Annotated in this window: 19 protein-coding genes and 1 pseudogene; 9 read left to right on the top strand and 11 right to left on the bottom strand. The window is 74.4% G+C overall.

Translation table 11 applies throughout. The features are described 5' to 3' along the window. Positions 1–172: 172 nt before the first annotated feature. A complete protein-coding gene (gene typA, locus ACF08D_RS13300) occupies positions 173–2,080 on the bottom strand; it encodes a translational GTPase TypA (RefSeq protein ID WP_392222718.1) in 1,908 nt (635 codons plus the stop codon). A gap of 322 nt (positions 2,081–2,402) precedes the next feature. Continuing rightward, the gene (locus ACF08D_RS13305; RefSeq protein ID WP_392222719.1) at positions 2,403–4,664 is read right to left on the bottom strand and encodes an ABC transporter family substrate-binding protein; all 2,262 of its coding nucleotides are present in this window, start codon (positions 4,662–4,664) and stop codon (positions 2,403–2,405) included. A 243-nt stretch (positions 4,665–4,907) separates the two neighbouring features. On the opposite strand from ACF08D_RS13305, the gene ACF08D_RS13310 reads away from it, so the two are divergent. The 5 genes from ACF08D_RS13310 to ACF08D_RS13330 all read left to right on the top strand — a co-directional run bounded on the left by ACF08D_RS13310 (position 4,908) and on the right by ACF08D_RS13330 (position 10,988). Continuing rightward, positions 4,908–5,138, top strand: coding sequence for a hypothetical protein (locus tag ACF08D_RS13310; protein ID WP_392222720.1), 231 nt, complete (start codon positions 4,908–4,910; stop codon positions 5,136–5,138). 253 nt (positions 5,139–5,391) lie between these two features. Continuing rightward, positions 5,392–6,264: a hypothetical protein gene (locus tag ACF08D_RS13315; protein ID WP_392222721.1), complete on the top strand. Its 873-nt coding sequence runs from the start codon at positions 5,392–5,394 to the stop codon at positions 6,262–6,264. An 18-nt stretch (positions 6,265–6,282) separates the two neighbouring features. Further along, positions 6,283–8,190 carry a fumarate reductase/succinate dehydrogenase flavoprotein subunit gene (locus ACF08D_RS13320; RefSeq protein WP_392222722.1) on the top strand — a complete coding sequence of 636 codons (1,908 nt, stop codon included), beginning with the start codon at positions 6,283–6,285 and terminating at the stop codon, positions 8,188–8,190. Further along, a complete protein-coding gene (locus tag ACF08D_RS13325; protein ID WP_392222723.1) occupies positions 8,187–8,957 on the top strand; it encodes a succinate dehydrogenase/fumarate reductase iron-sulfur subunit in 771 nt (256 codons plus the stop codon). The genes ACF08D_RS13320 and ACF08D_RS13325 overlap by 4 nt, the downstream gene beginning before the upstream one ends. 81 nt (positions 8,958–9,038) lie before the next feature. Continuing rightward, positions 9,039–10,988, top strand: a complete 1,950-nt coding sequence (locus tag ACF08D_RS13330) for a TPM domain-containing protein (RefSeq protein ID WP_392222724.1) — start codon at positions 9,039–9,041, stop codon at positions 10,986–10,988. Positions 10,989–11,052: 64 nt separating this feature from the next. Here ACF08D_RS13330 and ACF08D_RS13335 read toward each other — a convergent pair whose 3' ends face one another. The 5 genes from ACF08D_RS13335 to ACF08D_RS13355 all read right to left on the bottom strand — a co-directional run bounded on the left by ACF08D_RS13335 (position 11,053) and on the right by ACF08D_RS13355 (position 16,176). Continuing rightward, positions 11,053–13,689: a SpoIIE family protein phosphatase gene (locus tag ACF08D_RS13335; protein WP_392222725.1), complete on the bottom strand. Its 2,637-nt coding sequence runs from the start codon at positions 13,687–13,689 to the stop codon at positions 11,053–11,055. 148 nt (positions 13,690–13,837) lie between these two features. Then, positions 13,838–14,266 carry an ATP-binding protein gene (locus tag ACF08D_RS13340; protein WP_392222726.1) on the bottom strand — a complete coding sequence of 143 codons (429 nt, stop codon included), beginning with the start codon at positions 14,264–14,266 and terminating at the stop codon, positions 13,838–13,840. 284 nt (positions 14,267–14,550) lie between these two features. Next, entirely contained in the window at positions 14,551–14,964 is a 414-nt protein-coding gene (locus ACF08D_RS13345; protein ID WP_392222727.1) for a (deoxy)nucleoside triphosphate pyrophosphohydrolase, read from the bottom strand. Between the two features lie 58 nt (positions 14,965–15,022). Then, positions 15,023–15,202, bottom strand: a complete 180-nt coding sequence (locus tag ACF08D_RS13350) for an SPOR domain-containing protein (RefSeq protein ID WP_392222728.1) — start codon at positions 15,200–15,202, stop codon at positions 15,023–15,025. A 221-nt stretch (positions 15,203–15,423) separates the two neighbouring features. Continuing rightward, positions 15,424–16,176: a GntR family transcriptional regulator gene (locus ACF08D_RS13355; RefSeq protein ID WP_392222729.1), complete on the bottom strand. Its 753-nt coding sequence runs from the start codon at positions 16,174–16,176 to the stop codon at positions 15,424–15,426. A 211-nt stretch (positions 16,177–16,387) separates the two neighbouring features. Between ACF08D_RS13355 and ACF08D_RS13360 the strand changes: the two are divergent. Together ACF08D_RS13360 and ACF08D_RS13365 are read left to right on the top strand one after the other, a co-directional pair. Beyond that, positions 16,388–17,095 (top strand): annotated as a pseudogene (locus ACF08D_RS13360) (response regulator transcription factor). Between the two features lie 43 nt (positions 17,096–17,138). Next, positions 17,139–18,266, top strand: a complete 1,128-nt coding sequence (locus ACF08D_RS13365) for a sensor histidine kinase (RefSeq protein ID WP_392223183.1) — start codon at positions 17,139–17,141, stop codon at positions 18,264–18,266. Here the strand turns inward: ACF08D_RS13365 and ACF08D_RS13370 are convergent. Together ACF08D_RS13370 and ACF08D_RS13375 are read right to left on the bottom strand one after the other, a co-directional pair. Next, positions 18,187–18,855 carry a VanZ family protein gene (locus ACF08D_RS13370; RefSeq protein WP_392222730.1) on the bottom strand — a complete coding sequence of 223 codons (669 nt, stop codon included), beginning with the start codon at positions 18,853–18,855 and terminating at the stop codon, positions 18,187–18,189. The genes ACF08D_RS13365 and ACF08D_RS13370 overlap by 80 nt on opposite strands. A 160-nt stretch (positions 18,856–19,015) precedes the next feature. Further along, entirely contained in the window at positions 19,016–20,593 is a 1,578-nt protein-coding gene (locus ACF08D_RS13375) for a S8 family serine peptidase (protein ID WP_392222731.1), read from the bottom strand. 190 nt (positions 20,594–20,783) lie between these two features. On the opposite strand from ACF08D_RS13375, the gene ACF08D_RS13380 reads away from it, so the two are divergent. Next, positions 20,784–21,890, top strand: a complete 1,107-nt coding sequence (locus ACF08D_RS13380) for a pyridoxal-phosphate dependent enzyme (protein WP_392222732.1) — start codon at positions 20,784–20,786, stop codon at positions 21,888–21,890. Positions 21,891–21,970: 80 nt separating this feature from the next. Next, positions 21,971–22,219 carry an SCO4226 family nickel-binding protein gene (locus tag ACF08D_RS13385; protein ID WP_392222733.1) on the top strand — a complete coding sequence of 83 codons (249 nt, stop codon included), beginning with the start codon at positions 21,971–21,973 and terminating at the stop codon, positions 22,217–22,219. A gap of 16 nt (positions 22,220–22,235) precedes the next feature. Here ACF08D_RS13385 and ACF08D_RS13390 read toward each other — a convergent pair whose 3' ends face one another. Together ACF08D_RS13390 and ACF08D_RS13395 are read right to left on the bottom strand one after the other, a co-directional pair. Next, a complete protein-coding gene (locus ACF08D_RS13390; protein ID WP_392222734.1) occupies positions 22,236–22,880 on the bottom strand; it encodes a LuxR C-terminal-related transcriptional regulator in 645 nt (214 codons plus the stop codon). Beyond that, entirely contained in the window at positions 22,865–24,103 is a 1,239-nt protein-coding gene (locus ACF08D_RS13395) for a sensor domain-containing protein (protein ID WP_392222735.1), read from the bottom strand. Before ACF08D_RS13395 ends, ACF08D_RS13390 begins: the two co-directional genes overlap by 16 nt. Positions 24,104–24,134: the final 31 nt, after the last annotated feature.

The following is a 24,134-nucleotide window of genomic DNA, read 5'->3' on the forward strand; positions in this document are numbered from 1 at the left end:
GGCCGTCGGGCCGCTCTTGTACGGTCCGCCGGACCGCTCGTGTGCGGTCCGCCGGGCCGGCGCCGCGCCCGGTGCCTGCCCGGCACGGGCCCACGGAAAACTCCCCGTCCCGGAGAGGGGAAAACCCCTCCCGGGACGGGGAGTCGGCGAACCGGGGCCGCGGAGGCGGCCGTCAGCCGTTCTTGGCGCGGGACGCGGCGCGGGCGCGCTCGCGCTGGTCCAGGTTCACCTTGCGGATGCGCACGGCCTCCGGGGTGACCTCGACGCACTCGTCGTCGCGGCAGAACTCCAGGGACTGCTCCAGCGACAGCTTGCGCGGCGGGACGATCGCCTCGAACGAGTCGGCCGAGGACGACCGCATGTTCGTGAGCTTCTTCTCCTTGGTGATGTTGACGTCCATGTCGTCGGAGCGGCTGTTCTCGCCGACGATCATGCCCTCGTACACCTCGGTGCCGGGCTCCACGAAGAGCACGCCGCGCTCCTGGAGGTTGGTCATCGCGAAGGCGGTGACCGCGCCGGAGCGGTCGGCGACCAGCGAGCCGTTGTTGCGGGTCGTCAGCGTGCCGAACCACGGCTCGTGGCCCTCGTGGATGGAGTGGGCGATGCCCGTGCCGCGCGTCTGCGTCAGGAACTCGGTACGGAAGCCGATCAGGCCGCGGGAGGGCACCACGAACTCCATGCGCACCCAGCCGGAGCCGTGGTTGGACATGTTGTCCATGCGGCCCTTGCGGACGCCCATGAGCTGCGTGACGGCGCCCATGTGCTCCTCGGGCACGTCGATGGTCATGCGCTCGACCGGCTCGTGGACCTTGCCGTCGATCTCCTTGGTGACCACCTGCGGCTTGCCGATGGTCAGCTCGAAGCCCTCGCGGCGCATCTGCTCGACCAGGATGGCCAGCGCCAGCTCACCGCGGCCCTGCACCTCCCAGGCGTCGGGGCGCTCGGTGTCCAGGACGCGCAGCGAGACGTTGCCGATCAGCTCGCGGTCCAGGCGGTCCTTCACCTGGCGGGCGGTGACCTTGCGGTCCTTGACGGCCGCCTTGTTGTCCGCGCCCTTGCCGGTGGCGCCCCGGCCGACCAGCGGCGAGGTGTTCGTACCGATGACCATGGAGATCGCCGGCTCGTCGACCGTGATCAGCGGGAGCGCGACCGGGTTCTCCGGGTCGGCCAGCGTCTCGCCGATCATGATGTCGGGGATGCCGGCGACGGCGCAGATGTCACCGGGGCCCGCCACCTCGGCCGGCTTGCGGGTGAGCGCCTCGGTCATCATCAGCTCGCTGATGCGGACGTTGGCGATGGTGCCGTCCCGCTTGATCCACGCGACCGTCTGGCCCTTGCGCAGCTCGCCCTGCTCGACGCGGAGCAGCGCGATGCGGCCGAGGAAGTTGTCGGCGTCCAGGTTGGTGACGTGGGCCTGGAGCGGGGCCTCCTCGTCGTACACCGGGGCCGGGATGTGCTCCAGGATCGTGGAGAAGAACGGCTCCAGGCTGCTGGAGTCGGCCGGGACGGTGCCGTCCTCCGGCTTGGTCAGCGAGGCGATGCCGTCACGGCCGCAGGCGTAGACGATCGGGAACTCGATCTGCTCCTCGTCCGCGTCGAGGTCCAGGAAGAGGTCGTAGGTCTCGTTGACGACCTCGTCGATCCGGGAGTCGGGGCGGTCCGTCTTGTTGATGCAGAGGATGACGGGCATCCGGCGCTGGAGGGCCTTGCGGAGCACGAAGCGGGTCTGCGGCAGCGGGCCCTCGGAGGCGTCCACGAGCAGCACCACGCCGTCGACCATCGACAGGCCGCGCTCGACCTCGCCACCGAAGTCGGCGTGGCCGGGGGTGTCGATGATGTTGATGGTGATCGGGGCCCCGCCGTCCTTGGGGTGGTACTTCACCGCCGTGTTCTTGGCGAGGATCGTGATGCCCTTCTCACGCTCCAGGTCGTTCGAGTCCATGACGCGGTCGTCGACGGAGTCGAGCTGGTGGGCGGCGAAGGCGCCGGCCTGCTTGAGCATGGCGTCGACGATGGTCGTCTTGCCGTGGTCGACGTGGGCGACGATGGCTACGTTACGGATGTCGTGGCGCGTGGGCATGAGTGGCTTGCGCTTCTCTCGGATCGTGGGTGCGGCGTCTCTTTGTTCCTCGTACGCCCGCCGGGCGGACGCGCCACGGCTGTGTCCATGGTACGGGGCCGACGCGTGCGGGGCGTCGCGGCCCGTCCGGAGAAGATCGAACTGGTGTCTGGCTGTGCGGGGACGGGGCGCGTACAGGGGGTACGGGTCCGTGTGCTGCGGTGCGCGGGTGGCGCGTGGGTGTGGCCCGGGTCATGGTCCGCAACGGAGCTTGCCCGCCGGGCGCACCGGCGGGCAAGCGACTTGAGCGACTTCTGAGGTTGGCCTTACCGGGCCGGAGTGCTTACGAGCGCCGGAAGCCGATGTCCTGGTAGCGGGGGCTGGCGAAGCCGAACGCCCCGGCGTTCACCACCGTCGAGCGGGCCGCGACCAGCTGCGGGCGCTGGTAGAGGGGGATGGAGCCGGCGGCCGCCCAGATCCGGGCGTCGGCCTGCTTCAGCAGGTCGCGGGCGGCCTTCTCGTCCAGCTCGGCCGCCGCCTGGTCGAAGAGCTGGTCGATGTGGTCCGTACCGACCCGGGTGTAGTTCTGCTCCACCAGCAGCGAGCCGTCGGCGGCGGGCTGGGGCTTGGCGAAGATGGGGCGCCCGTCGGTGGCCGGGTAGGCGGTGCCGGGCCAGGAGTAGAGGGCCAGGTCGTAGTCGCCGGAGGCGATGTGGTCCTTGAAGAAGCTGTCGTCGGGGACCTTGACCGTCTCGGTGCCGATGCCGATGCGGCCCAGCATCCGGGAGATCTTCTCGGCGACCGTGCGCAGGGACTCGGAGTCGGCGCCGGCGGGCTGGACGAAGCGGAGCGTGAGCGGTTCGCCGTCCTTGCCGAGCGGTCCGGCCGCCGCGCCGGGCGCGGGGTCCGCCGGGGCCGGGGCGGCGGTGCCGCGCGGGGCGTAGGCGCCGGGGACGGCCCCGCCCTGGGCCTCGGGCCGGGCGGCGCCCTGGTCGGTGTCGGTGAGGGCCTCGGCCTGGCGGTGCAGGGCGCTGCCCTGGACGGCCGCGGCGGGGGCCGGGGCCAGGACGTGGGTGCCCTCGGGGGCGTCGTTGCCGCCGATCGCGGGCTTGTCGTCGCCGACGATGTAGAGGCCCTCGTCGGACGGCTCGTCGGCGGAGCCGCCGTTCTTCCCGGCGGCCGGCTTCGCCCCGGCGGGCGAGGCGGCCGGGGAGGCGGCGGCGGACGCCTCGGCGCCGGCCCGGGTGCCGTCCTTGGGCGCGGCGGGCTTGCGGGCGCCGCCGCGCGTCCAGCCGGCGTCGGCCAGCAGCTCCTGGGCCTCCTCGGTGTCCTGGCCGCCGAGGGCGCCGCTGCTGTCGGCGTACGCCGGCTGCCCGGCGAGCGCGAGGTGGCTGCCGACCGGGTGCGCGGGCAGGCCCAGCGGCTTGAGGACCGCCTCGGCCAGCTCCTGGCGGTTCAGGGCGCGGGCGACCGCCCGGCGGACCCGCTCGTCGGCGAGCGGGCCGCTCTCGCCGTTCAGCGCGAGCTGGGTGTAGGCGGGCTCCAGCGACTTGCGGACGGTGAGGCCGCCCAGCGCCTTGCGGTCGGCGGCCAGGGCGGCGGCGGCCGGGCCGCTCAGCGGCGCGGCCGGGGCGGCGGAGCCGGCCGCCGAGGGGGCGGCGGGGGACGGCGAGCCGGCGGCACCGGACGCGCCCTTGGTGGCGCGGGTGATCCGCTCGGCCGTGGCGCGGTCCACCTCGGCGACGTCCAGCTGCCCGGCGGCCAGCGCGGCGGCGCGGCCCGGGCGCGGGACGGCGCGCAGCACGAGCGAGTCGAGCTTGGCGGGCTCGCCCCACCAGCGGGGGCTGCGGGCCAGCGTCACGGTGCCGGCGCGGGTGTCGACGCCCTTGAGCTGGAAGGGCCCGGCGGTCGCCGCGAGGCGGGTGCGCGACCCGTCGTTGAACGCGGCCGGGGTGGCCATCACGTCCTTGGGGTACAGCGGCGTGAACAGGGCGCGCCAGTCGGCGTACGGCTTGCTGAAGGTGACCCGGACCTCCAGGTCGCCGGCGCCGCGCTCGATCTTCTCGATGCGCTCGTAGCCGGCGTTGCGGGCGGTCCAGTACGCGGAGTTCTTGCCGCTGAGGGCGCGCCACTGGGCGACGAAGTCGGGGGCGCCGATCTCGCGGCCGTCGCTCCACACGGCCTGCTGGTTGAGCTTGTAGAGGACGACCTGCTTGGGTTCGCGCTCGACGATCTCGGCGGACTCCAGGTAGTCGCCGTTGCGCCGGGGGTTGCCGCGCTCGTCGAGGGTGAAGAGGGACGGCAGGACGGCCTGGGTGATGCGGGCGGTGGAGGCGTCGGCGTCCGCCTGGAAGGCGTTGAGGGTGGTCGGCACCGCGTCGACGGCCCAGCGCAGGGTCCCGCCGTCGGCGACCTTGGCGCGGCCGGTGTGGGCGATGTCCATGGGGACGGCTCGGGCGGCGTGGGTCTGCTCGTCGCCGGAGGAGCAGCCGCTCAGTACGGAGACGGCGAGTACGCCGGTGGTGAGGAGGACGGCGGACCGGAACCTGGGCGAACGGGGGCCCCGGGAGCATGTCCTCCCCCGAGGGGCGCCGACGTGGGACATGTCTTGTACCTCTTCGTCCTGTTTTGTGGAATTTAGAGATGATCACACCTATTGCCCCTACACTGAAAGCGATCGATCCGGCCCCGTGGCGGCGACACGGCGACACGGCGCGCCAACACCACTCGGGCGGCCCAAACCCCGGACGAGTGCAATCCGTGCACATGACTTCACAATGGGGGATGTGACGCGCGACACTCTCAGGCGCGTGTTTGCCACCCGCCATCGCGGAAGTGAGGGCAATTCATGTCACTCGAAGACGATCTGACCGAGGTCAAGCGGCGCCTCGAGGAACTGGCCCGGTCCGTCATCCAGCTGGAGCGGAACCTGGCGCGGCAGCGCGAGGAGAAGCCCGTCCCCATGGCGGTCGGCCGCCCCGACGGCCTGGTCACCATCTCGGACACGCCGTACGACAGCACCCTGTGGACCGACTCGGACGACGAGGGCCTGGGCGCGCGGGACCGCCGCGCCCCCTGACCGGCGCGCCGGCGCCCGGCCCCTCCCGGCTCGCGCCCCCGCCCTCCGTCCGCCCCGGTCCGCGTCCGCGCGCGGCCGTACGCGCACACCGGGCGGCGTACGGGCGCCCGCCGCCCGGCGCCGCGCGTCCCCGCGCCGCCCCGCCCGGACCCGTACGCCCGGCCGCCGTCCCGCACCCCGCGCGCGGCCCGCACCGGCTCCCCCTCCACCGACCGGCCCGCGCCACCACCGGCACGGGCCCCAGGAGACCCCGTTGGCCACAGGCACCGGACCACGCCCCTCCGACCCCGGCCCCGCCACCGCTCCGCCCCCCGCCGCCCCCACCGGGCGCGGGGCGGGCGGCGTGCACGGGCCCGCCCGCGCCCGTATCGCGGCGCCCCATCTGCGCACCGACCGCTGGTGGCTGGCGCCCGCCGCCACCGCCGCCGGACTGCTCGCGTTCGTCGTCTACTCCACCTGGCGGGCCTTCGCCGGCAGCGACTACTACGCGGCGCCCTATGTGTCGCCGTTCTACTCGCCCTGCCTCGCGGAGAACTGCGCGCCCATGAAGGGCGGCCCCAACTGGGAGATCTTCGGCAGCTGGTGGGGCCTCTCCCCCGCCCTGCTCATCCTGGTCTTCCCGCTGGGCTTCCGGCTGACCTGCTACTACTACCGCAAGGCGTACTACCGGGGCTTCTGGGCCTCGCCCCCGGCCTGCGCGGTCGCCGAGCCGCACCAGGCGTACACCGGCGAGACCCGCTTCCCGCTGATCCTGCAGAACGTCCACCGGTACTTCTTCTACGCCGCCCTGCCGGTCGCGGGCATCCTCACGTACGACACCGTGCTCGCCTTCCGGGACGCGTCGTACGCCTGGGGGCACATGGGCCTCGGGACGCTGGTGTTCGTCGTCAACATCGTGCTGATCTGGGCGTACACCCTGTCCTGCCACTCCTGCCGGCACATCGTGGGCGGCCGGCTGAAGCACTTCTCGAAGCACCCGGTCCGCTACCGGCTGTGGAGCTGGGCGGGGCGGCTGAACGCCCGCCACATGCAGCTCGCGTGGGCCTCGCTGTTCAGCGTCGCCCTCGCCGACTTCTACGTGTACCTGCTCGCCGTCGGTGCCTTCGGCGATCCGCGCTTCTTCTGAGGGAAAGGTGCCCATTCGATGACGCAGGCGGAACGGCAGCAGTGGGACGTCGTCGTGGTCGGCGCCGGCGGGGCGGGGCTGCGGGCGGCGATCGAGGCGCGCGAACGCGGCGCCCGTACGGCCGTGATCTGCAAGTCGCTGTTCGGCAAGGCCCACACGGTGATGGCCGAGGGCGGCATCGCCGCCTCCATGGGCAACGTCAACGCCGGGGACAACTGGCAGGTGCACTTCCGCGACACCATGCGCGGCGGGAAGTTCCTCAACCAGTGGCGCATGGCCGAGCTGCACGCGCGCGAGGCGCCCGACCGGGTGTGGGAGCTGGAGACCTGGGGCGCCCTGTTCGACCGGACCGAGGACGGCCGGATCTCCCAGCGCAACTTCGGCGGCCACGAGTACCCGCGCCTCGCGCACGTCGGCGACCGCACCGGACTGGAGCTGATCCGCACCCTCCAGCAGAAGATCGTCGCCCTCCAGCAGGAGGACTTCCGGGAGACCGGCGACTACGAGTCACGGCTGAAGGTCTTCCAGGAGTGCACGGTCACCCGGGTCCTCAAGGACGGCGACCGGGTGAGCGGCACCTTCTGCTACGAGCGGGAGTCCGGCCGCTTCTTCGTGCTGGAGGCCCCGGCCGTCGTCCTGGCCACCGGCGGCATCGGCAAGTCCTTCAAGGTCACCTCCAACTCCTGGGAGTACACCGGCGACGGGCACGCCCTGGCGCTGCTGGCCGGGGCGCCGCTGGTGAACATGGAGTTCGTCCAGTTCCACCCGACGGGCATGGTCTGGCCGCCGTCGGTGAAGGGCATCCTGGTCACCGAGTCGGTGCGCGGCGACGGCGGGGTGCTGCGCAACTCCGAGGGCGAGCGGTTCATGTTCGGCTACGTCCCGGACGTCTTCACCGACAAGTACGCGCAGTCGGAGGAGGAGGCCGACCGCTGGTACGAGGACCCGGACCACAACCGCCGCCCGCCGGAGCTGCTCCCCCGCGACGAGGTCGCCCGCGCGATCAACGCCGAGGTGAAGGCGGGGCGCGGGTCGCCGCACGGCGGGGTCTTCCTGGACGTGTCCACCCGGATGCCCGCCGAGACGATCCGGCGCCGGCTGCCGTCGATGTACCACCAGTTCAAGGAGCTGGCGGACGTCGACATCACGGCCGAGCCGATGGAGGTCGGGCCCACCTGCCACTACGTGATGGGCGGCGTCGCGGTCGCGTCGGACACCGCCGAGGCCGTCGGGGTGCCGGGGCTTTTCGCGGCCGGCGAGGTGGCCGGCGGGATGCACGGCTCCAACCGGCTCGGCGGCAACTCCCTCTCCGACCTGCTGGTCTTCGGCCGCCGGGCCGGGCTGCACGCGGCCCGGTACGCGAGCGGCCCGGCCGCCCGCCCCACCGTGTCCGACGCGCAGGTCGAGGCGGCGGCCGCCGAGGCGCTGCGCCCCTTCAGCGGCGGGGCCGCCGGGGCGGGCGGGCGCCCGGAGAACCCGTACACCCTCCACCAGGAGCTCCAGCAGACGATGAACGACCTGGTCGGCATCATCCGCCGCGAGGAGGAGATGCGGCAGGCGCTGCGGGCCCTGGCGGGCTTGCGGCTGCGGGCCCAGGGCGCGGGCGTCGAGGGGCACCGGCAGTTCAACCCCGGCTGGCACCTGGCGCTGGACCTGCGGAACATGCTGCTGGTCAGCGAGTGCGTGGCGCGCGCCGCGCTGGAGCGCACCGAGAGCCGGGGCGGGCACACCCGGGAGGACTGCCCGGGCATGGAGCGCGCGTGGCGCCGGGTGAACCTGCTGTGCCGGATCGCCGGGCCCGACGCCCCGGAGGGCCGGATCGCCCTCGAACGCACCACCACCGAACCGATCCGTCCGGACCTGCTCGCCCTGTTCGACAAGGAGGAGCTGGTCAAGTACCTCGCCGAAGAGGAGCTGTACCAGTGACCGGCTACGACGCGAGTTTCCGGGTGTGGCGCGGCGACGCGGACGGCGGTGGTCTGGAGGACTTCACCGTCGAGGTGCACGAGGGCGAGGTCGTGCTCGACATCGTCCACCGCCTCCAGGCGACCCAGGTGCCGGACCTGGCGGTGCGCTGGAACTGCAAGGCGGGCAAGTGCGGTTCGTGCAGCGCGGAGATCAACGGCAGGCCGCGGCTGATGTGCATGACCCGGATGTCGGTCTTCTCGCGGGAGGAGGTCGTCACCGTCACCCCGCTGCGGGCCTTCCCCGTGGTGCGGGACCTGGTGACGGACGTGTCCTTCAACTACGAGAAGGCCAGGGAGATCCCCTCCTTCGTCCCGCCGCCGGGGGTGGCGCCCGGTGAGTACCGGATGCGGCAGATCGACGTGGAGCGCTCGCAGGAGTTCCGCAAGTGCATCGAGTGCTTCCTGTGCCAGGACACCTGCCATGTGGTGCGGGACCACGAGGAGAACAAGCCCGCCTTCGCCGGGCCGCGCTTCCTGATGCGCGTCGCCGAGCTGGACATGCACCCGCTGGACGCGGCGGAGGAGTCGGGCCTGGACCGCAAGCGGGCGGCGCAGGAGGACCACGGGCTCGGCTACTGCAACATCACCAAGTGCTGTACGGAGGTGTGCCCCGAGCACATCAGGATCACCGACAACGCGCTGATCCCTCTCAAGGAGCGGGCCGTGGACCGGAAGTACGACCCTCTGGTCTGGCTCGGCAACCGGATCGGCCGCCGCCGGACGTGAGAACCGCGCCCCGGGCGGCGGCGCGGGTGCCGTCCCGCCGCCCGGTCGCGGGGGTACGAAGCAGCACATAGCCTCACGCATGTGACGCGCAGAGCGACCCGCGCCTGCCTCGCCGTCCTCCTCGGCCTCCTGGTGACGGCGTGGTGGCTGGTCCTGCCCGGCCCGCCGGGCGGCGCGCGCGCCGAGGACCCCGCCGACCTGGCCGGCCGGGGCACCGCCACCGACAAGGTCGCCGCCCTCGAAGGGCGCGAGCGCGAGGTGAGCCGGGCGCTCGACGCGCTGGACGACGACGGGCGCGTCCGGCTCTCCGTCGTGTACGTACGCGACTTCTCCGGCCGGTCCCCGCAGGAGTGGGCCGACGCCACCGCCGCCAGGAACGGGCTCGGCGCCGGTGACGTGCTGCTCGCCGTGGCCACCCGCGAGGGCCGTTACGCCCACTCCGCGGGACCGGCCACCGGACTCACCCCCGACCGGCTCGGCGAGGTGGCCCGGGTGGCGATCGAGCCGGCGCTGCGCCGGAACGACTGGGCGGGGGCCGCGATCGGCGCCGCCCGGGGGTACGCGGCCGCGCTGGACGGGCGGCCGGTGCCGCGCCCCACCCCGGTGCCGGGCCCCGCGGACCCGGGCGGGCGCACCGGTTCGGCCGTGGACCTGCTGGTGCCGGCGGCGCTGCTGGTGGTGGCGGGCGCGGTCGCGGCCCGCGCGTACGCCGTGCGGCGGCGGCGCACCGCGACCCGGACCACCCCGCACGGGGGCCGGGGCCCCTGGAGCCCGCCCGCGGCGGAGCCCGCGCCTCCGGCGCCGGACGCGCCGGACGGGCACGACGAGGCGGTGGAGCGGCTGCTCGTGGACGCCGACGAGGCCGTACGGGCGGGCCGCGAAGAGGTGGCGCTCGCGGTCGCGCCGGGCGCCTCCCCGGCGTGCGCGGAGGCGGCACGGCCGTACGGCGTGGCCGTGGCGGACGCCGCCGGTGAGCTGGCCGAGGCGTTCCGGCTGCGGCAGTGGCTGGACGACGCCCGGCCGGCGGACGACGCGGTCCGCCGGCGCACACGGGAGGAGATCGCCGCGCGGTGCGGCGAGGCCGGGCGGCGGCTGGACGCGGAGGCGGAGCGCTTCGACCGGGTGTGCGCCCCGGCGCGGACGGCGCCCGAGGCGCTCACGGCGGCGGAGTCGGCGCTCCGGGAGGTGAGCGGCCGGGCGGACCTGGCGGACGCGGCGCTCGCCGCCATGCGGGCCCGGTACGGGGAGGCGGCCGCCGCGCGGGTGGCGGCCGGGGTCGCGGACGCCCGGGAGCGGCTCGGTGCCGCCGCCGGGCACCTGGCGCGGGCCCGGGAGGCGGCGGCGGGGGACGACGCGGTGACGGCGGCGACCCGGGTGCGGGCCGCCGAGGGCGCCGTCGCCCGGGCGGCACCGCTGGTGGACGCCGTGGACCGGCACGCGGGCGAGCTGGCGGAGGCGGCGGGCGTGCTGCCGGCCGCGCTCGCCGGCACCGAGGCGGACCTCGCGGAGGCCGCCGCCGACCCGGTGGACGCGGCGGCCGACCCGTCGGGCGCGGCCGATCTGCGGGGGCGGGCGGTGCGCGCCGAGACGGTCCTGGCGGAGGTGCGCCGGACGGTCGCCGCCGGGCGGTACGACCCGGTCGCGGCGCTGCGCCGGGTCGACGAGGCGGACGCCCTGCTGGACGAGGCCCTGGACGGCGTACGGGAACGGGGGCGCGGCGCCGGCCGGGTGCGGGCGCTGCTGGACCGGGCCACGCTGCTGGCGCGGTCGGCCACCGGGGCGGCGGCGGACCTGGTGGCGGCGCACCGGGAGGCGGTGGGCGCCCCGGCCCGTACCCGGCTGGCGGAGGCGCACCGGCTGCTGGAGCGGGCGGTGGCGGCGGGGGACACGCCCTGGCACGGCGCGGACGACGCGCGGGCCGCGCTGGCCGGGGCCCGGCGGGCGGACGTGCTGGCCCGGCAGGCGCTGGGCCTCGCCGAGCAGGACGTGGCCCGGGCGGCCGGCCGCGGGGGCGGCGGCGGCCCGGGGTGAACCGTCCTGGCCCGCAGGGCCCGCCGCCGAGCCGTCCTGGCCGCCGCTGCCCGTGGGGCCCGCGTCAGAACATGCTGAGCAGCTGGTCGACCGTCGGCTCGGCGAGGGAGTCGCCGTCCGGCAGCGGCAGTTCGAACCAGACGGTCTTGCCGCGCGGGGTGCGGCGGGAGCCCCAGCCCGCGCTGAGCAGCCCGACGAGCTGGAGGCCGCGCCCGCCCTCGTCGGTGTCGCGGGCCCGCCGCCGGCGGGGCTGGACCAGTCCCGCGTCCCACACCTCGCAGACGACGGTGCGCTCGCGCAGCAGCCGCAGCCGTATCTCGCCCTCGCCGTAGCGCAGGGCGTTGGTGACCAGCTCGCTGACGAGCAGTTCGACGGTGTCGACCAGCGGTTCGAGGTCCCAGGCGGTGAGCTGCGCGCGGGCCAGTTCCCGGGCGCGGCCCACCGAACGGGGCTCACGGGGCAGCCGCCAGTCGCCGACGGCCTCCGCCGGGAGCCCCTCGACCCGGGCCATCAGCAGGGCGATGTCGTCCTCGCCGTGCCGGGTGTCCAGGGTGTTCAGGACGTGGTCGCAGACGTCCTCCAGGGGGCGGTCCGGGCCGTTCAGCGCGGTGCGGAAGGCGAGCATCCCCTCGTCCAGCGGGTGGTCGCGGGACTCGACGAGCCCGTCGGTGTAGAGGGCGAGCAGCGAGCCTTCCGGCAGCTCGATCTCCACCTCCTCGAACGGCTCGCCGCCGACGCCCAGCGGCATCCCGGGCGGCACGTCCAGCATCAGCGCGCTCTCGCCCGGTTCGACCAGGACGGGCGGCAGGTGGCCGGCGTTGGCGAAGGTGCAGCGGCGGGTGACGGCGTCGTACACGGCGTACACACAGGTCGCCAGGTACACCTCGGACAGCTCGGGGCCGCGCGCCTTGGTGGCGGCCCGCGCGCGCTCCCCGGCGGGGGTGCCGAGGCCCCGGGCGATCTCGTCGAGGTGGGAGAGCACCTCGGCCGGTTCCAGGTCGAGCTGGGCCAGCGTCCGTACGGCGGTGCGCAGTTCGCCCATGGCGACGGCGGCGCGCAGGCCGCGCCCCATGACGTCGCCGACGACCAGGGCGGTGCGGTGGCCGGGCAGCGGGATGACGTCGAACCAGTCGCCGCCCACCTCGGTCGCGGTGTTGCCGGGCAGGTAGCGGCAGGCGATGTCGAGGCCCGCGGCCTCCGGGTCGCCCGGCGGGAGCAGGCTGCGCTGGAGGATCAGCGCCCGTTCGTGCTCACGGCGGTAGAGGCGGGCGTTGTCGATGCAGACCGCGGCGCGGGCGGCCAGCTCGACGGCGAGCGCCCGGTCCCGCTCGCCGAACGGCTCGCTGCCCTTGGTGCGGGAGAACTGCACCAGGCCCACCACCGTGTCGTGCGCGACCATCGGGACGACCAGGGTGGACTGGACGAGGCCCCCGTCGGCGCCGGGGACGGCGTGCAGCCGCCCGGTGCGCAGCGCGTTCGCGCAGGGCGAGGCGAAGGGGTAGCGGTGGATGGCACCGACCTCGATGGGCGCCGTGCCGCAGCATCCGGCCGGTGCGCCGTGCGCGGGGCCGGAGGTGTGGTCACGCGGCTCGGGCACGGTGCCGTGCCGGTGCCCGTTCCCGGCGGCGGTTCCGGCCCCGGTCCCGGTGGCGGCGCCGGGGGCGCGGGCGAGCGGGGCGTCGGAGACGGCGCTGGCGAAGGCGACCCGGCGCAGCTCGGCGCTGGCGCCGTCGGCCCGTCCGGGCGGCGCCTCGTCACCGGTGAGCAGCCCCTGGTGGAGGTCGACGGAGGCGAGGTCGCAGAAGCCGGGGACGGCGACGTCGAGCAGTTCGCGGGCGGTGGTCTCCAGGTCGAGGGAGGTGCCGATGCGGGCGGCGGCCTCGTTGAGCAGCGCCAGGTTGCGCCGGGCGCTCGCCGCCTCACGGGCGGCGATCTGGCGGCGCGTGACGTCGATGCCGAGCCCGGCGACGCCGACGGGCCGGCCCGAACCGCTGTGCACCCGGTAGAGGTTGATCGACCAGTGGCGGCGCTCGGACCCGCCGGGCACCGCGCCGGTGAGCTGGAGGTCGGTGACCGCCTCGCCGGTCTCCAGGACGCGGCGCAGCGCGGCGGTCATCCGGTCGGCCTCCGGGCGGGAGAGGTAGTCGGCGACCGTACGGCCCCGGTGGTCGTCGGCGGAGCCGCCGAAGACGGTCGCGAAGCGCTGGTTGGCGCGCCGCACGGTGAGGTCGGTGTCGAACAGCAGGAAACCGAACGGGGATTGGCCGAAAATGGCCTGGGACGCGGCGAGATCCGTCTCCATGCGCCGCAGCGCGCGGACGTCGACGACGATGCAGAGCGCGGCTCGCTCGCCCTCGTTCGTCTCGCTGGGCATCACATAGACCTCGGCGATGCCGCGCGGCCCCCGCTCCCCCGGCACCCGGAAGGGCACCAGACCCGTCCACTCCTTGCCGTCGAGGATCTCCGAGACCTTGCGGTGCCCGCGCGGACGCAGTTCGGGCGGCATGAACGCCTCGACCGGGTCCTTGCCCCTGACCTCGTCGGCACCGATGCCGAACAGCTCGGCGGCACGCAGACTCCACTGGTCGACCAGCCCGTCGGGGCCGATCGAGAACGACGCGACCTTGATGTAGTCGTAGATCGAGCCAGGTGGACTGCTCTGCCACACGACGCCGTTCGCCGTCTCAGGTATCTCGCTCACGCGACCGTCCCCTCCAGCTCACCGCACCGGACCGGCCATTCCCGCAGTATTCAGCACTACGGCCCCCGGCGGCACGCCGTTCACGATCACAGGGTGGTCTCGTTCCTTTTGAGCCGAGCCCGGCGGTGATCGTTGTCCCTTCAGTCTTCTAACCAGGCAGGGCCAGCTCGAACCACACCGTCTTGCCCGATCTGCCCCGACGGGTCCCCCACCGGCGGGCCGAGCAGGCGACGAGCTGAAGCCCCCGGCCGCCCTCGTCGTCGGGTCCGGCGGCCCGTTCCAGGGGCGGGTCGGGCAGCGGGTCGGAGACCTCCACGAGGAGGCCGGGCTCCGCCGGGAGGAGCGGGTCGTCGCCGGGGAGCCGGGCCAGCCGGACGCCGACGGGGCCGGAGGCGTACCGCAGGGAATTGGTCACCAGCTCGCTCACCAGCAGCACCGTCACATCGCCGACCGCCGCGTCCAGCCCCCAGGCGCGCAGCGCGTCGCGGACAGCGTGACGCGCGGCGCGGACGGTGTCGAGCTCGGCGGGGAAGACCCACTCGGCGCACTCACCCTCGGTCTCGATCACGCCGACCACTTCCCAGACCCAGCGGCAGACCCGCGTCCAATTTCTGCGGGTTAATCAGCACATACCCGATATTCGGGGCGGGCTATCGCCGCAGTGGGCGCATCGTGGCACGAACGGCGTACACGACGAGTGCGCGCTCCTCGGCGAGCACCGCCCGCCGGTGCGCGCCGCGTGCGCCGTACGCGCCGCCGTTCGAGGCGGCGGAGGGTCGGGCCGGGTCAGCGGGGGGTCTGGGCTTCATGGGTGCGGGGCTCCGGGCTCAGCGGACTCTCCGGCTTTACGGACTTACGGGCTTACGGGAGCGGGGGCTCCGGGCTTGGGGGCAGGCGGCGGGCCACCTCGGCGACGGCGGGACGGTCCTGATCCAGCCAGTTCACGGTGTCCAGTTCATGGCGGTGGAGCCAGCGCAGCTCGTCGTGGTCCTCCAGCGGGCGCGGCTCGCCCGAGACCAGCCGGGCCGTCCAGACCTGGAGGACGTAACCGGGCTTCAGCGGCCACTCGCCGGGGATCCGCTCGTCCGGCTCGGCCTCCACGCCCAGTTCCTCGCGCAGTTCGCGCACCAGGGCCTGGGGGCCGGTCTCGCCGGGCTCCCGCTTCCCGCCGGGCAGCTCCCAGCGGCCGGCCAGCTCCGGAGGGGCGCTGCGGCGCGCGGCCAGCAGCCGCCCCCGGTCGACGACGGCCCCGGCCACCACCACACGATGCGTCATGCGCCGGAGCGTAACGCGCTCCCGGTCCGCGCCCGCCCGGCCCCCCGCACGTCCCGCGTCAGCCCGCGGGGCGCCCGACCCGCTCCACCCAGTAGAGCTGCTTGTGCTCCCGCGTATCGAGGCTGTCGGCGATCTTCTGAGCCTCGTCCCTGGTGGCGTACCTGCCGACCCGGTAGTGGTTGCCGTTGTCGTCCTGCCGGATCACCAGCCAGGGAAGGACCGCCCCGCTCTCACTCATCGCGCCTCACCCTCCGCCGCCCTGCACGCCTCTAAGCATCCCCACGAAACCGCACTGCGCATATGCCTGAGCTTACGCCTGACCTTCACGGAGCGGATACGTGTTTTCACGAAGAGATACGCATCCGGCCAGCGGGCGGGCGCGACAAGGGGGCGCACCCGGCCGGGTGCGCCCCCTTGCGCGACGCCGCGGGGACCTGAGAGACCGTCAGCGGCGAGCGGTCACCGCACGGGCAGGTGGTAGGCGATGCGGTACCGGTCGGCGGGGACGACCACGTCGGCCGTCTCGACCGCCCGCCCCGAGGCGTAGTACGTCCGCTCCACCACCATCACCACATGGCCCGGGACGCCGCCGAGCGTCAGGAGCTCCTCCGCGAGCCCCGGGCGGGCGCCGACCTCCTCCACCACGTTGTCCACGACGATGTCGATGGCGGCCATCCGCTCGACCACCCCGCAGCCGCCCAGCGGCCCCTCCTCGGGGAGCATCACGGGGGTGCGGCCGGTGACGGCGAGCGGCTCCCAGGAGGTGGAGAGCATCATCGGCTCCCCGGCGTCCCGGAAGACGTAGCGCGTGCGCATCACCCGCTCCCCCGGCTCGATGCCGAGGCGCCCGGCGACCGCGAGGCTCGCCGGCTCCTGCTCGCTGTGGGACTCCCAGGTGCCGCGCGCGCTCCCGTCCGCCTGCTCCTGCCGGAACGGGTTGGCGCCGGCCGTCAGGCCGAACCCGGAGCGGGCGATCCGGCGCGGCACGGGCCGCTCCCGGACGTACGTCCCCGATCCCGAGCGCCCCTCGACGAGCCCCTCGGCCATCAGCACCTTGCGGGCCTCCAGGGCGACGGTGTCGGAGACGCCGTACTCCTCGCGGATGCGGGCCTGGGAGGGGAGCCGGGTGTGCGGCGGCAGCGCGCCATTCACGATCTTCTCCCGGAGATCGCTCGCCACGCGCAGATAGGCGGGCTGCTCACCGAAGGTCACGGGCCACTCCCATCAGCTTGACAGACAGCAACAGCGTGACAACCGACGGTTGCCCGCCGCAAGCATGGGCCAGAGATTCACTCGAAGTGATGACCGCTGTTTGAGCGGGCGGATACCCGCGGTAGCCGGCCCGTCCAGCCGCCGGCCGCCCCTGCGCCCGGCGCCCCGGTCGCATACGCGGACGATATGCACCGGCTCGTACCATCGGCCCATGCGTGTGCTGATCGTCGAGGACGAGCCCCATCTCGCCGAAGCCGTCCGCGACGGCCTGCGCCTGGAGGCGATCGCCGCCGACCTCGCGGGCGACGGCGACACCGCGTGGGAGCTGCTCGGCACGCACGCGTACGACATCGCCGTCCTCGACCGGGACATCCCCGGGCCGTCCGGGGACGAGATCGCCCGCCGCATCGTCGCCTCCGGCAGCGGCCTGCCGATCCTGATGCTCACCGCCGCCGACCGGCTGGACGACAAGGCGTCCGGCTTCGGGCTCGGCGCCGACGACTACCTCACCAAGCCGTTCTAGCTGCGCGAACTGGTGCTGCGGCTCAGGGCTCTGGACCGGCGCCGGGCGCACCACAGGCCGCCGGTGCGTGAGATCGCGGGGCTGCGGCTGGACCCGTTCCGCCGCGAGGTCCACCGGGACGGCCGCCATGTCCCGCTCACCCGCAAGCAGTTCGCCGTGCTGGAGGTGCTCGTCGCGGCCGAGGGCGGGGTCGTCAGCGCCGAGGAACTGCTGGAGCGGGCGTGGGACGAGCACGCCGACCCGTTCACCAACGCCGTACGCATCACCGTCTCGGCCCTGCGCAAGCGCCTCGGCGAGCCCTGGGTCATCGCCACCGTGCCGGGCGTCGGCTACCGGGTGGACACCCGCCCGGACGCGCCGCACGGCGATGGCCCCGGGGACGGCGACCGTGACTAGCCCGCCGCCCGGGGACACCGGAACGGCGGTCCGGCTGCGCGGGATGAGTGTCCGCTGGAAGCTCACCCTCAGCTACGCCGGGTTCCTGATGCTCGCGGGCGGGCTGCTGCTGGCCGCGGTCTGGGTGTTCCTCCTGCGGTACGTCCCCGAGCGGGCGCTGATCGTGTCGGCCGACACCCCCACGCACGGCGTCTTCCCCGTCCGGTCCAACCTGCTGCGCGTGTTCGCCCCGAGGGCGGCGGCGGTCATGGCGTTCCTGCTGGTGCTCGGCCTCGCGGGCGGGTGGCTCCTCGCCGGGCGGATGCTCGCCCCGCTGACCCGGATCACCCGGGCCACCCGCACCGCCGCCGGCGGCTCGCTCTCCCACCGGGTCCGGCTGCCGGGCCGGGGCGACGAGTTCCGCGAACTGGCCGACGCCTTCGACGGCATGCTCGAACGGCTGGAGGCGCACGTCGCCGAGCAACGGAGGTTCGCCGCCAACGCCTCGCACGAACTGCGCACCCCGCTGGCGGTCTCCCAGGCGCTGCTGGAGGTGGCCCGCGCCGACCCCGGCCAGGACACCGCCCGCGTCATGGACCGGCTCCACGAGGTCAACCGCCGGGCGATCGACCTCACCGAGGCGCTGCTCCTGCTCGGCCGCGCCGACCGGGGGGCGTTCGCCACCGAGGAGGTCGACCTGTCCCTCCTGGCGGAAGAGGCCACCGAGACGCTCCTGCCCCTGGCCGAGAGGCGCGGGGTCACCCTCGACACCGCCGGCGACCCCGCCCCCGCCACCGGCTCGCGGGCCCTGCTGTACCAGCTGACCGCCAACCTGGTGCACAACGCGATCGTCCACAACCTCCCGGAAGGGGGCACCGTCCGGGTGCGCACGGACGCCCGCCCCGGGGCCGTGCTGCTCACCGTCGAGAACACCGGCGAGACGCTCGCCCCGGAGCTGGTCCCGACCCTCACCGAGCCGTTCCGGCGCGGCACCGGGCGGGTGCACACCGACCAGGCGGGCGCCGGCCTGGGCCTGGCCATCGTCCGGTCCATCGCCCGGGCGCACGACGGGACGCTCACCCTCGCCCCGCGCCCCGGCGGCGGGCTGCGCGTCACCGTGGAGCTGCCCGCTCCCCCGCCGCCCACCAGCGGCGCGACGCCAGGGCGGCCAGCCCGGCGCCGGCCGTGTTGAGCAGGACGTCGTCCACCGAGGACACCCGGTCCAGCCGCAGGACGTACTGCGCGCCCTCGACGAGGACCGAGCAGCCCGCGGCCAGTGCCAGGACGCGCGGCACCGACGCCAGGGCGGCGAACCGCACCGGGGCGAAGAACCCCAGCGCGGCGAACACCAGCAGGTTGCCGACGATCTGACCGGTGTCCATGGTGGCCAGGTCCCGCAGCGGCACCGGGCTCACCACCGCCCCGCCCTCGTCGCCCGGCAGCAGGATGATCCAGACCCAGGGCACCGTGCCATGGACCATGGCGGCCACGGCCAGCGGCCCCCGCCACGCGCGCGTGGCCCCGGCGGCACGGCGACGGCGCGCCACGACCGCGACGGCCAGGGCGGACAGCGGGAGGGTGACCACCGCGAGGAGCGCCACGCCGTTGAAGGTGCCGAACCAGACGTGCCACCCCGGCCGGTGCAGCGGCATGGTCAGCATCCGCAACACGATCCCGCCCGGGCCGAGGGCGAGGAGCACCGCGCCGAGGACGGTCGCGCCGGTGATCAGGCCCGCGCGCGTGCGCCGGGACGCGGGTGGCAGTGAGGTGTCGAGGTCCATGCCCGCATTGAAGACGGCGGGTCGTATCGCGGGCGTATGCGTATGCGTACGACGGCGGCGGGCAGCGGTGGCGCCGCGCAGGGAGAGGCGTCAAGGGGCGGTCGCCCGGCAGGCGACCGCCCCTCGTCACACTGTGCTGCTCAGTACCGGGACCGGACCGTCAGAACTGCAGGGCCCAGGAGTCGATCTTCCCGGTGTCGTAGCGGGCGTTGTCGCTCACCCGCAGCTTCCATGTGCCGTTGGCCGCCTCGGAGGAGGCGTTGACCGTGTACGTGGTGTTGATGTTGTCGGTGCTGCCGCCCGTGCCGTACGCCTTCAGCGTGTACGCGGTGCCGTCGGGCGCGACCAGCTGCACCTGAAGGTCACCGATGTACGTGTGAACGATGTTCACAGGCACCTGGAGGGCGGACGGGGCGTTCCCGGCGACTCCGGTGACGGTGACCGGGGACTCGGCGGTGGCGTTGTCGTTGACCGCGTAGTCGGTGGTGTTCTCGAAGCGCTTGCCGGGCGGCGGGGTGGTGCCGCCGTCACCGACGTACAGCAGGCGGTTGGGGGAGCCGGTGCCCGGGTTGCCGACGACACCGGTGGTGGCGGCGGAGGTGAGGGCGGTGGCGACCTGCGCCGGGGTGGCGCTGCGGTTGTTGGCCAGCCAGAGGGCGGCGGCGCCCGCGACGTGCGGGGTCGCCATCGACGTACCGGAGATGGTGCTGGTGGCCGTGTCGCTGTTGTTCCACGCGGAGGTGATGGAGGAGCCCGGGGCGAAGATGTCCACCAGGCTGCCGTAGTTGGAGAAGCTGGAGCGGGCGTCGGTGTTGGTGGTGGAGCCGACCGTGACGGCCTCCGCCACGCGCGCCGGCGAGGAGTTGGACGCGTCCCGGCCGTCGTTGCCCGCGGCGATGGCGTAGGTGATGCCGGACGCTATGGAGTTGCGCACGGCGGTGTCGAGGGCGGAGTCGACGCCGCCGCCCAGGCTCATGTTGGCCACGGCCGGCTTGACCGCGTTGCGGGTCACCCAGTCGATGCCCGCGACGACCTGGGCGGTGGTGCCGGAGCCGGAGTTGTTGAGCACCCGGACGCCGACGATCTTCGCCTTCTTGGCCACGCCGTACGCGGATCCGGCGACGGTGCCGGCGACGTGCGTGCCGTGACCGTGGCCGTCCTGGGCCGTGTTGTCGTTGTCGATGGCGTCGTAGCCGTAGGAGGCCCGCCCGCCGAAGTCGCTGTGCGTGATGCGTACGCCGGTGTCGATCACGTACGCGGTGACGCCCTCGCCCGCCGGCTCGGGGTAGGTGTAGCTCTGATTGAGCGGCAGGGCGCGCTGGTCGATCCGGTCCAGGCCCCAGGACGGGGGCGAGGGCTGGGTGCCGTTGATGGAGAAGACGCGGTTCTGCACGACCGAGTCGACGGCGGGGTCGGCGGCGAGCTTCCGGGCCTGGGCCTCGGAAAGTTCGACGGCGTAGCCGTTGAGGGCGGAGGTGTAGGTCTTCTCGATCGTGGCGCCGTAGCGCGCGGCGATCGCCTTGCCGGCCTTCGAACCGGCGTCGGCGGCCGACTCGTCGAGGGTGACGATGTAGCTGTTCGCGACGGCGCCGGGGGCTCCGGCGTTCTCGATCACACCTTCCGGGGCGGCCGCGGCCGCGGAGGCCGGGAGGGCGGAGAGGGTGCCGAGCGCGAGGGCGGCGGCGACGGTGGCGCCGGCTGCGGCCAGTCTTCGCCGCGGGGTACGCATCACTGACATGTGAGGGATCCTCCTCATCGGGTGGTGCGTTGCTGTGGGGGTTTGGCAGGCGCATGACAAGTCACACCGCCGGGTACGCGGCGTTGCCGAAAGCGTCCACCGAGCGAAAGGTTGACCGATCCATAGGAATCCCACAAGGGTCCTGACGCGCCGGTAACACACGTGCCATACAACTGACATGCTGGCCCGCATGACCCCTGCGCCGTCCTATGTGTGTACGCCGTGCGGTACCGGATCGTCCGTTTCCGCACTGACCTGGTGCTGCCCCGAGTGCCGGGGCCCGTGGGACCTCGACTTCACCGCCGCGCCCGTCCCCCGCGAGGCCCTCGCCGGCCGCGCCGGATCGCTGTGGCGGTACGCGGAGGCGCTGCCGCTCTCCGACCCGTACTGCTCGCTCGGCGAGGGCCGCACCCCGCTGGTCCCCCTCACGGAGAGGGTTTCGGCCAAACTCGACTTCCTGATGCCCACCCTGTCGTTCAAGGACCGGGGCGCCGTCCTGCTCGCCGAACTCGCTCGCCGGCTGGCCCCGCGCCGGGTGGTCGCCGACAGCAGCGGCAACGCGGGCACCGCCATGGCGGCGTACTGCGCCCGCGCCGGACTCGACTGCACGGTGTACGTCCCCGAGGGCACCTCACCGAAGAAGCTGGAGCAGATCGGGGCGCACGGGGCGCGGCTCGCGGTCGTCCCCGGCGGCCGCGAGGCCACCGCGCGCGCCGCCCGCGAGGCCGCGGACGAGCCCGGCACCTTCTACGCCTCGCACGTCTTCAACCCCTACTTCCTGCACGGGACGAAGACCTATGTGTACGAGCTGTGGGAGGACCTCGGCGGGCAGCTGCCCGACACCCTGGTCGTCCCCGTGGGCAACGGCACCCTGCTGCTGGGCGCCGCCCTCGCCACCGCCGAACTGCACGCCCACGGGCTGATCCCGCGCCGCCCCGCCCTGGTGGCGGTGCAGGCCGCGGCGGTGGCCCCGCTGGCGGAGGCGTTCCGCGCGGGCGCCGGCGACCTGCCCGGCCCCGCCCCGGCGCGGCCCACCCTCGCGGAGGGCATCGCCATCCCCCACCCGCCGCGCGCCCGCCAGATCCTCGCGGCGGTCCGCGCCTCGGGCGGCACGTTCCTCACGGTGACCGAGGAGCAGCTGCGCTCCGCCCAGCTCGACCTGGCGGCCCGCGGCCTCTACGTCGAGCCCACGGGCGTGGCCTGCTGGGCGGCGGTCACCGCCGCTCCCCGCCCGGGCACCGCGGTGGTCCCCCTCTGCGGCGCGGGCGCCCGCTCGGGCCTCGCCGCCCCGGCCTGACCCGGCCCCCGCGCGGCGGCCCGGCCCCGGGTGCAGCATGGAAGAGGGGCCACGACCGGACACCCGGAGGAGCGGAAGCCATGGGCACGTACATGGACGTCCACCGAGGCATGCAGGGCATCACCGAGGAGCAGCTGAGCGAGGCCCACCGCGCGGATCTCGCCATCGAGAAGGAGGAAGGGGTCCACTTCGAGCACGCCTGGGCCGACCCGGAGTCGGGCACGGTCTACTGCCTGTCCACCGGCCCCTCGGCCGAGGCGGTCCGCCGCATCCACGAACGCACGGGCCACGCCGCCGACGAGATCCACGAGGTCACGCTCACGGTGTGAGCTGCGGGCGCGGGTGTCAGCCGAGGTAGGCGAGGACCGCGAGCACCCGCCGGTTGTCGGCCCCGGACACGGGCAGGCCGAGCTTCGCGAAGATGTTGGACGTGTGCTTGATGACCGCGCGCTCCGTCACGACCAGCTGCCGCGCGATCGCCGCGTTCGAGCGGCCCTCCGCCATCAGCGACAGGACCTCCAGCTCGCGGGGGGTGAGCCCGGAGAGCGGGCCGCCCCGGCGGTTCTCCGTGGCGAAGAGCTTGGCGACCACGTCCGGGTCCATCGCGGTCCCACCCGCCGCGACCCGGCGCACCGCGTCCACGAACCCGTCGGGGTCGAACACCCGGTCCTTCAGCAGATAGCCGATCCCTCCGCTGCCGTCGGCCAGCAGTTCGCGCGCGTAGAGCTGCTCCACGTACTGCGAGAGGACGAGCACGGGAAGGCCCGGGACCTGGCGCCTGGCCGCCAGGGCGGCCTGCAGCCCCTCGTCGGTGAAGGTCGGCGGCAGCCGGACGTCCACGACGGCGACGTCCGGCTCGTGGTCGAGCAGGGCCTTGAGGAGCCCCGGCCCGTTGTCCACGGCGGCGACGACCTCGAAGTCGTACGACTCCAGCAGGCGGACCAGGCCGTCCCGCAGCAGGAACAGGTCTTCGGCTAGGACAACGCGCACGGCAGCTCCATGGTGAGGGTGGTCGGCCCGCCCGGCTCGCTGGTGATCACGAGGACCCCGTCGAACGCGGCGAGCCGGCGCTCGATGCCCCGCAGCCCGGTGCCGCGCGAGGGGTCCGCGCCGCCCCGGCCGTCGTCCACGACCCGGCCGTGCAGCGCCCCGCCCTCGTACCGGAGGTCGACGCGCACGGTGTCCGGCGCGGCGTGCTTGGCGGCGTTGGCGAGGGCCTCGGCGACCGCGAAGTACATCGCGGACTCGACGGGCGCCTCCGGGCGGCCGGGCAGGTCGGCGTGGACGGTGACGTCGAGCGGGCTGTCCAGGGCCAGGGCGCGCACCGCGTCGGCGAGGCCCCGGTCGGCGAGGACCGGCGGGTGGATGCCCCGGACGAGGTCGCGCAGCTCGGTGAGGGCGGCGGCGGAGGCCCTGCGGGTGTCGGCCAGGATGGCGCGGACGGCCTCCGGGTCCTTGCTGAGGAGCTGCTCGGCGACCCCGAGGTTCATGCCGAGGGCCACCAGCCGGGCCTGCGCCCCGTCGTGCAGGTCCCGCTCGATGCGGCGCAGTTCGGCCGCGGAGCTGCTGACGGCCTCGCTGCGGGTGTGCGTCAGGCGGCGGACGCGCTCGGCGGTGCGGGTCGGGGCGAGCAGCGTACGGGCCAGGGCGGCGTGGGCGCGGAGCAGGGCGGGACCGGTGGCGAGACCGGCGGCGAGGACGGCGACACCGAGGGCGGCGCAGTACCAGGCGGAGGTCAGGTCGCTGATCCGCACCCATAGGTAGTAGTTGGTGCCGGCGTCGGCGATCGGGCGGTGGATGGCGGGCATCAGCATGCCGCCGATCCCGCCGGCGACCAGAGCGAGGGGCAGCAGGGCGACGACCACGCCGGCCACCGGGTTGACCAGCATCCAGGCCAGGTCGCGCCAGGTGGCGGGGTCGGTCAGGACCCACCGCGTGCGCCGCCACTGGCCCTTGAGGCCCGGCGCGGCGGCGGGGGCCGGGAGGTACGGCTGCTCGACCGGGTGGCCCGACCACCGCTCGGCGGTCGCGCGGGAGCGGTTCGCCACGGCCCGTACGGCGACGGCGAGTGCAGGGACGAGGAGCACGCCGAGGCCGACGCCGATGAGCGAGACCGCCGTCAGGAAGAGGCAGAACAGGACGAGTTCCGCGATCGCGAGGCCGAGAACGGGCAGTCCCTTGCCGACGGAGCGTATGCCGGTGCGGAGGTTCATGGTCGTCCCGTTCTCTGCGGTGCGCGGCTCG

The sequence above is a fragment of the Streptomyces sp. NPDC015131 genome (assembly GCF_043079975.1).
In the GTDB taxonomy this organism is placed as follows: Bacteria; Actinomycetota; Actinomycetes; order Streptomycetales; family Streptomycetaceae; genus Streptomyces.

Bases quoted from the DNA above. Each gene is read 5' to 3' on its own strand.
- typA (WP_392222718.1), bottom strand. From the start codon at position 2,080: ATGCCCACGCGCCACGACATCCGTAACGTAGCCATCGTCGCCCACGTC.
- ACF08D_RS13305 (WP_392222719.1), bottom strand. From the start codon at position 4,664: ATGTCCCACGTCGGCGCCCCTCGGGGGAGGACATGCTCCCGGGGCCCC.
- ACF08D_RS13310 (WP_392222720.1), top strand. From the start codon at position 4,908: ATGTCACTCGAAGACGATCTGACCGAGGTCAAGCGGCGCCTCGAGGAA.
- ACF08D_RS13320 (WP_392222722.1), top strand. From the start codon at position 6,283: ATGACGCAGGCGGAACGGCAGCAGTGGGACGTCGTCGTGGTCGGCGCC.
- ACF08D_RS13345 (WP_392222727.1), bottom strand. From the start codon at position 14,964: ATGACGCATCGTGTGGTGGTGGCCGGGGCCGTCGTCGACCGGGGGCGG.
- ACF08D_RS13350 (WP_392222728.1), bottom strand. From the start codon at position 15,202: ATGAGTGAGAGCGGGGCGGTCCTTCCCTGGCTGGTGATCCGGCAGGAC.
- ACF08D_RS13365 (WP_392223183.1), top strand. From the start codon at position 17,139: ATGAGTGTCCGCTGGAAGCTCACCCTCAGCTACGCCGGGTTCCTGATG.
- ACF08D_RS13370 (WP_392222730.1), bottom strand. From the start codon at position 18,855: ATGGACCTCGACACCTCACTGCCACCCGCGTCCCGGCGCACGCGCGCG.
- ACF08D_RS13375 (WP_392222731.1), bottom strand. From the start codon at position 20,593: ATGTCAGTGATGCGTACCCCGCGGCGAAGACTGGCCGCAGCCGGCGCC.
- ACF08D_RS13380 (WP_392222732.1), top strand. From the start codon at position 20,784: ATGACCCCTGCGCCGTCCTATGTGTGTACGCCGTGCGGTACCGGATCG.
- ACF08D_RS13385 (WP_392222733.1), top strand. From the start codon at position 21,971: ATGGGCACGTACATGGACGTCCACCGAGGCATGCAGGGCATCACCGAG.
- ACF08D_RS13395 (WP_392222735.1), bottom strand. From the start codon at position 24,103: ATGAACCTCCGCACCGGCATACGCTCCGTCGGCAAGGGACTGCCCGTT.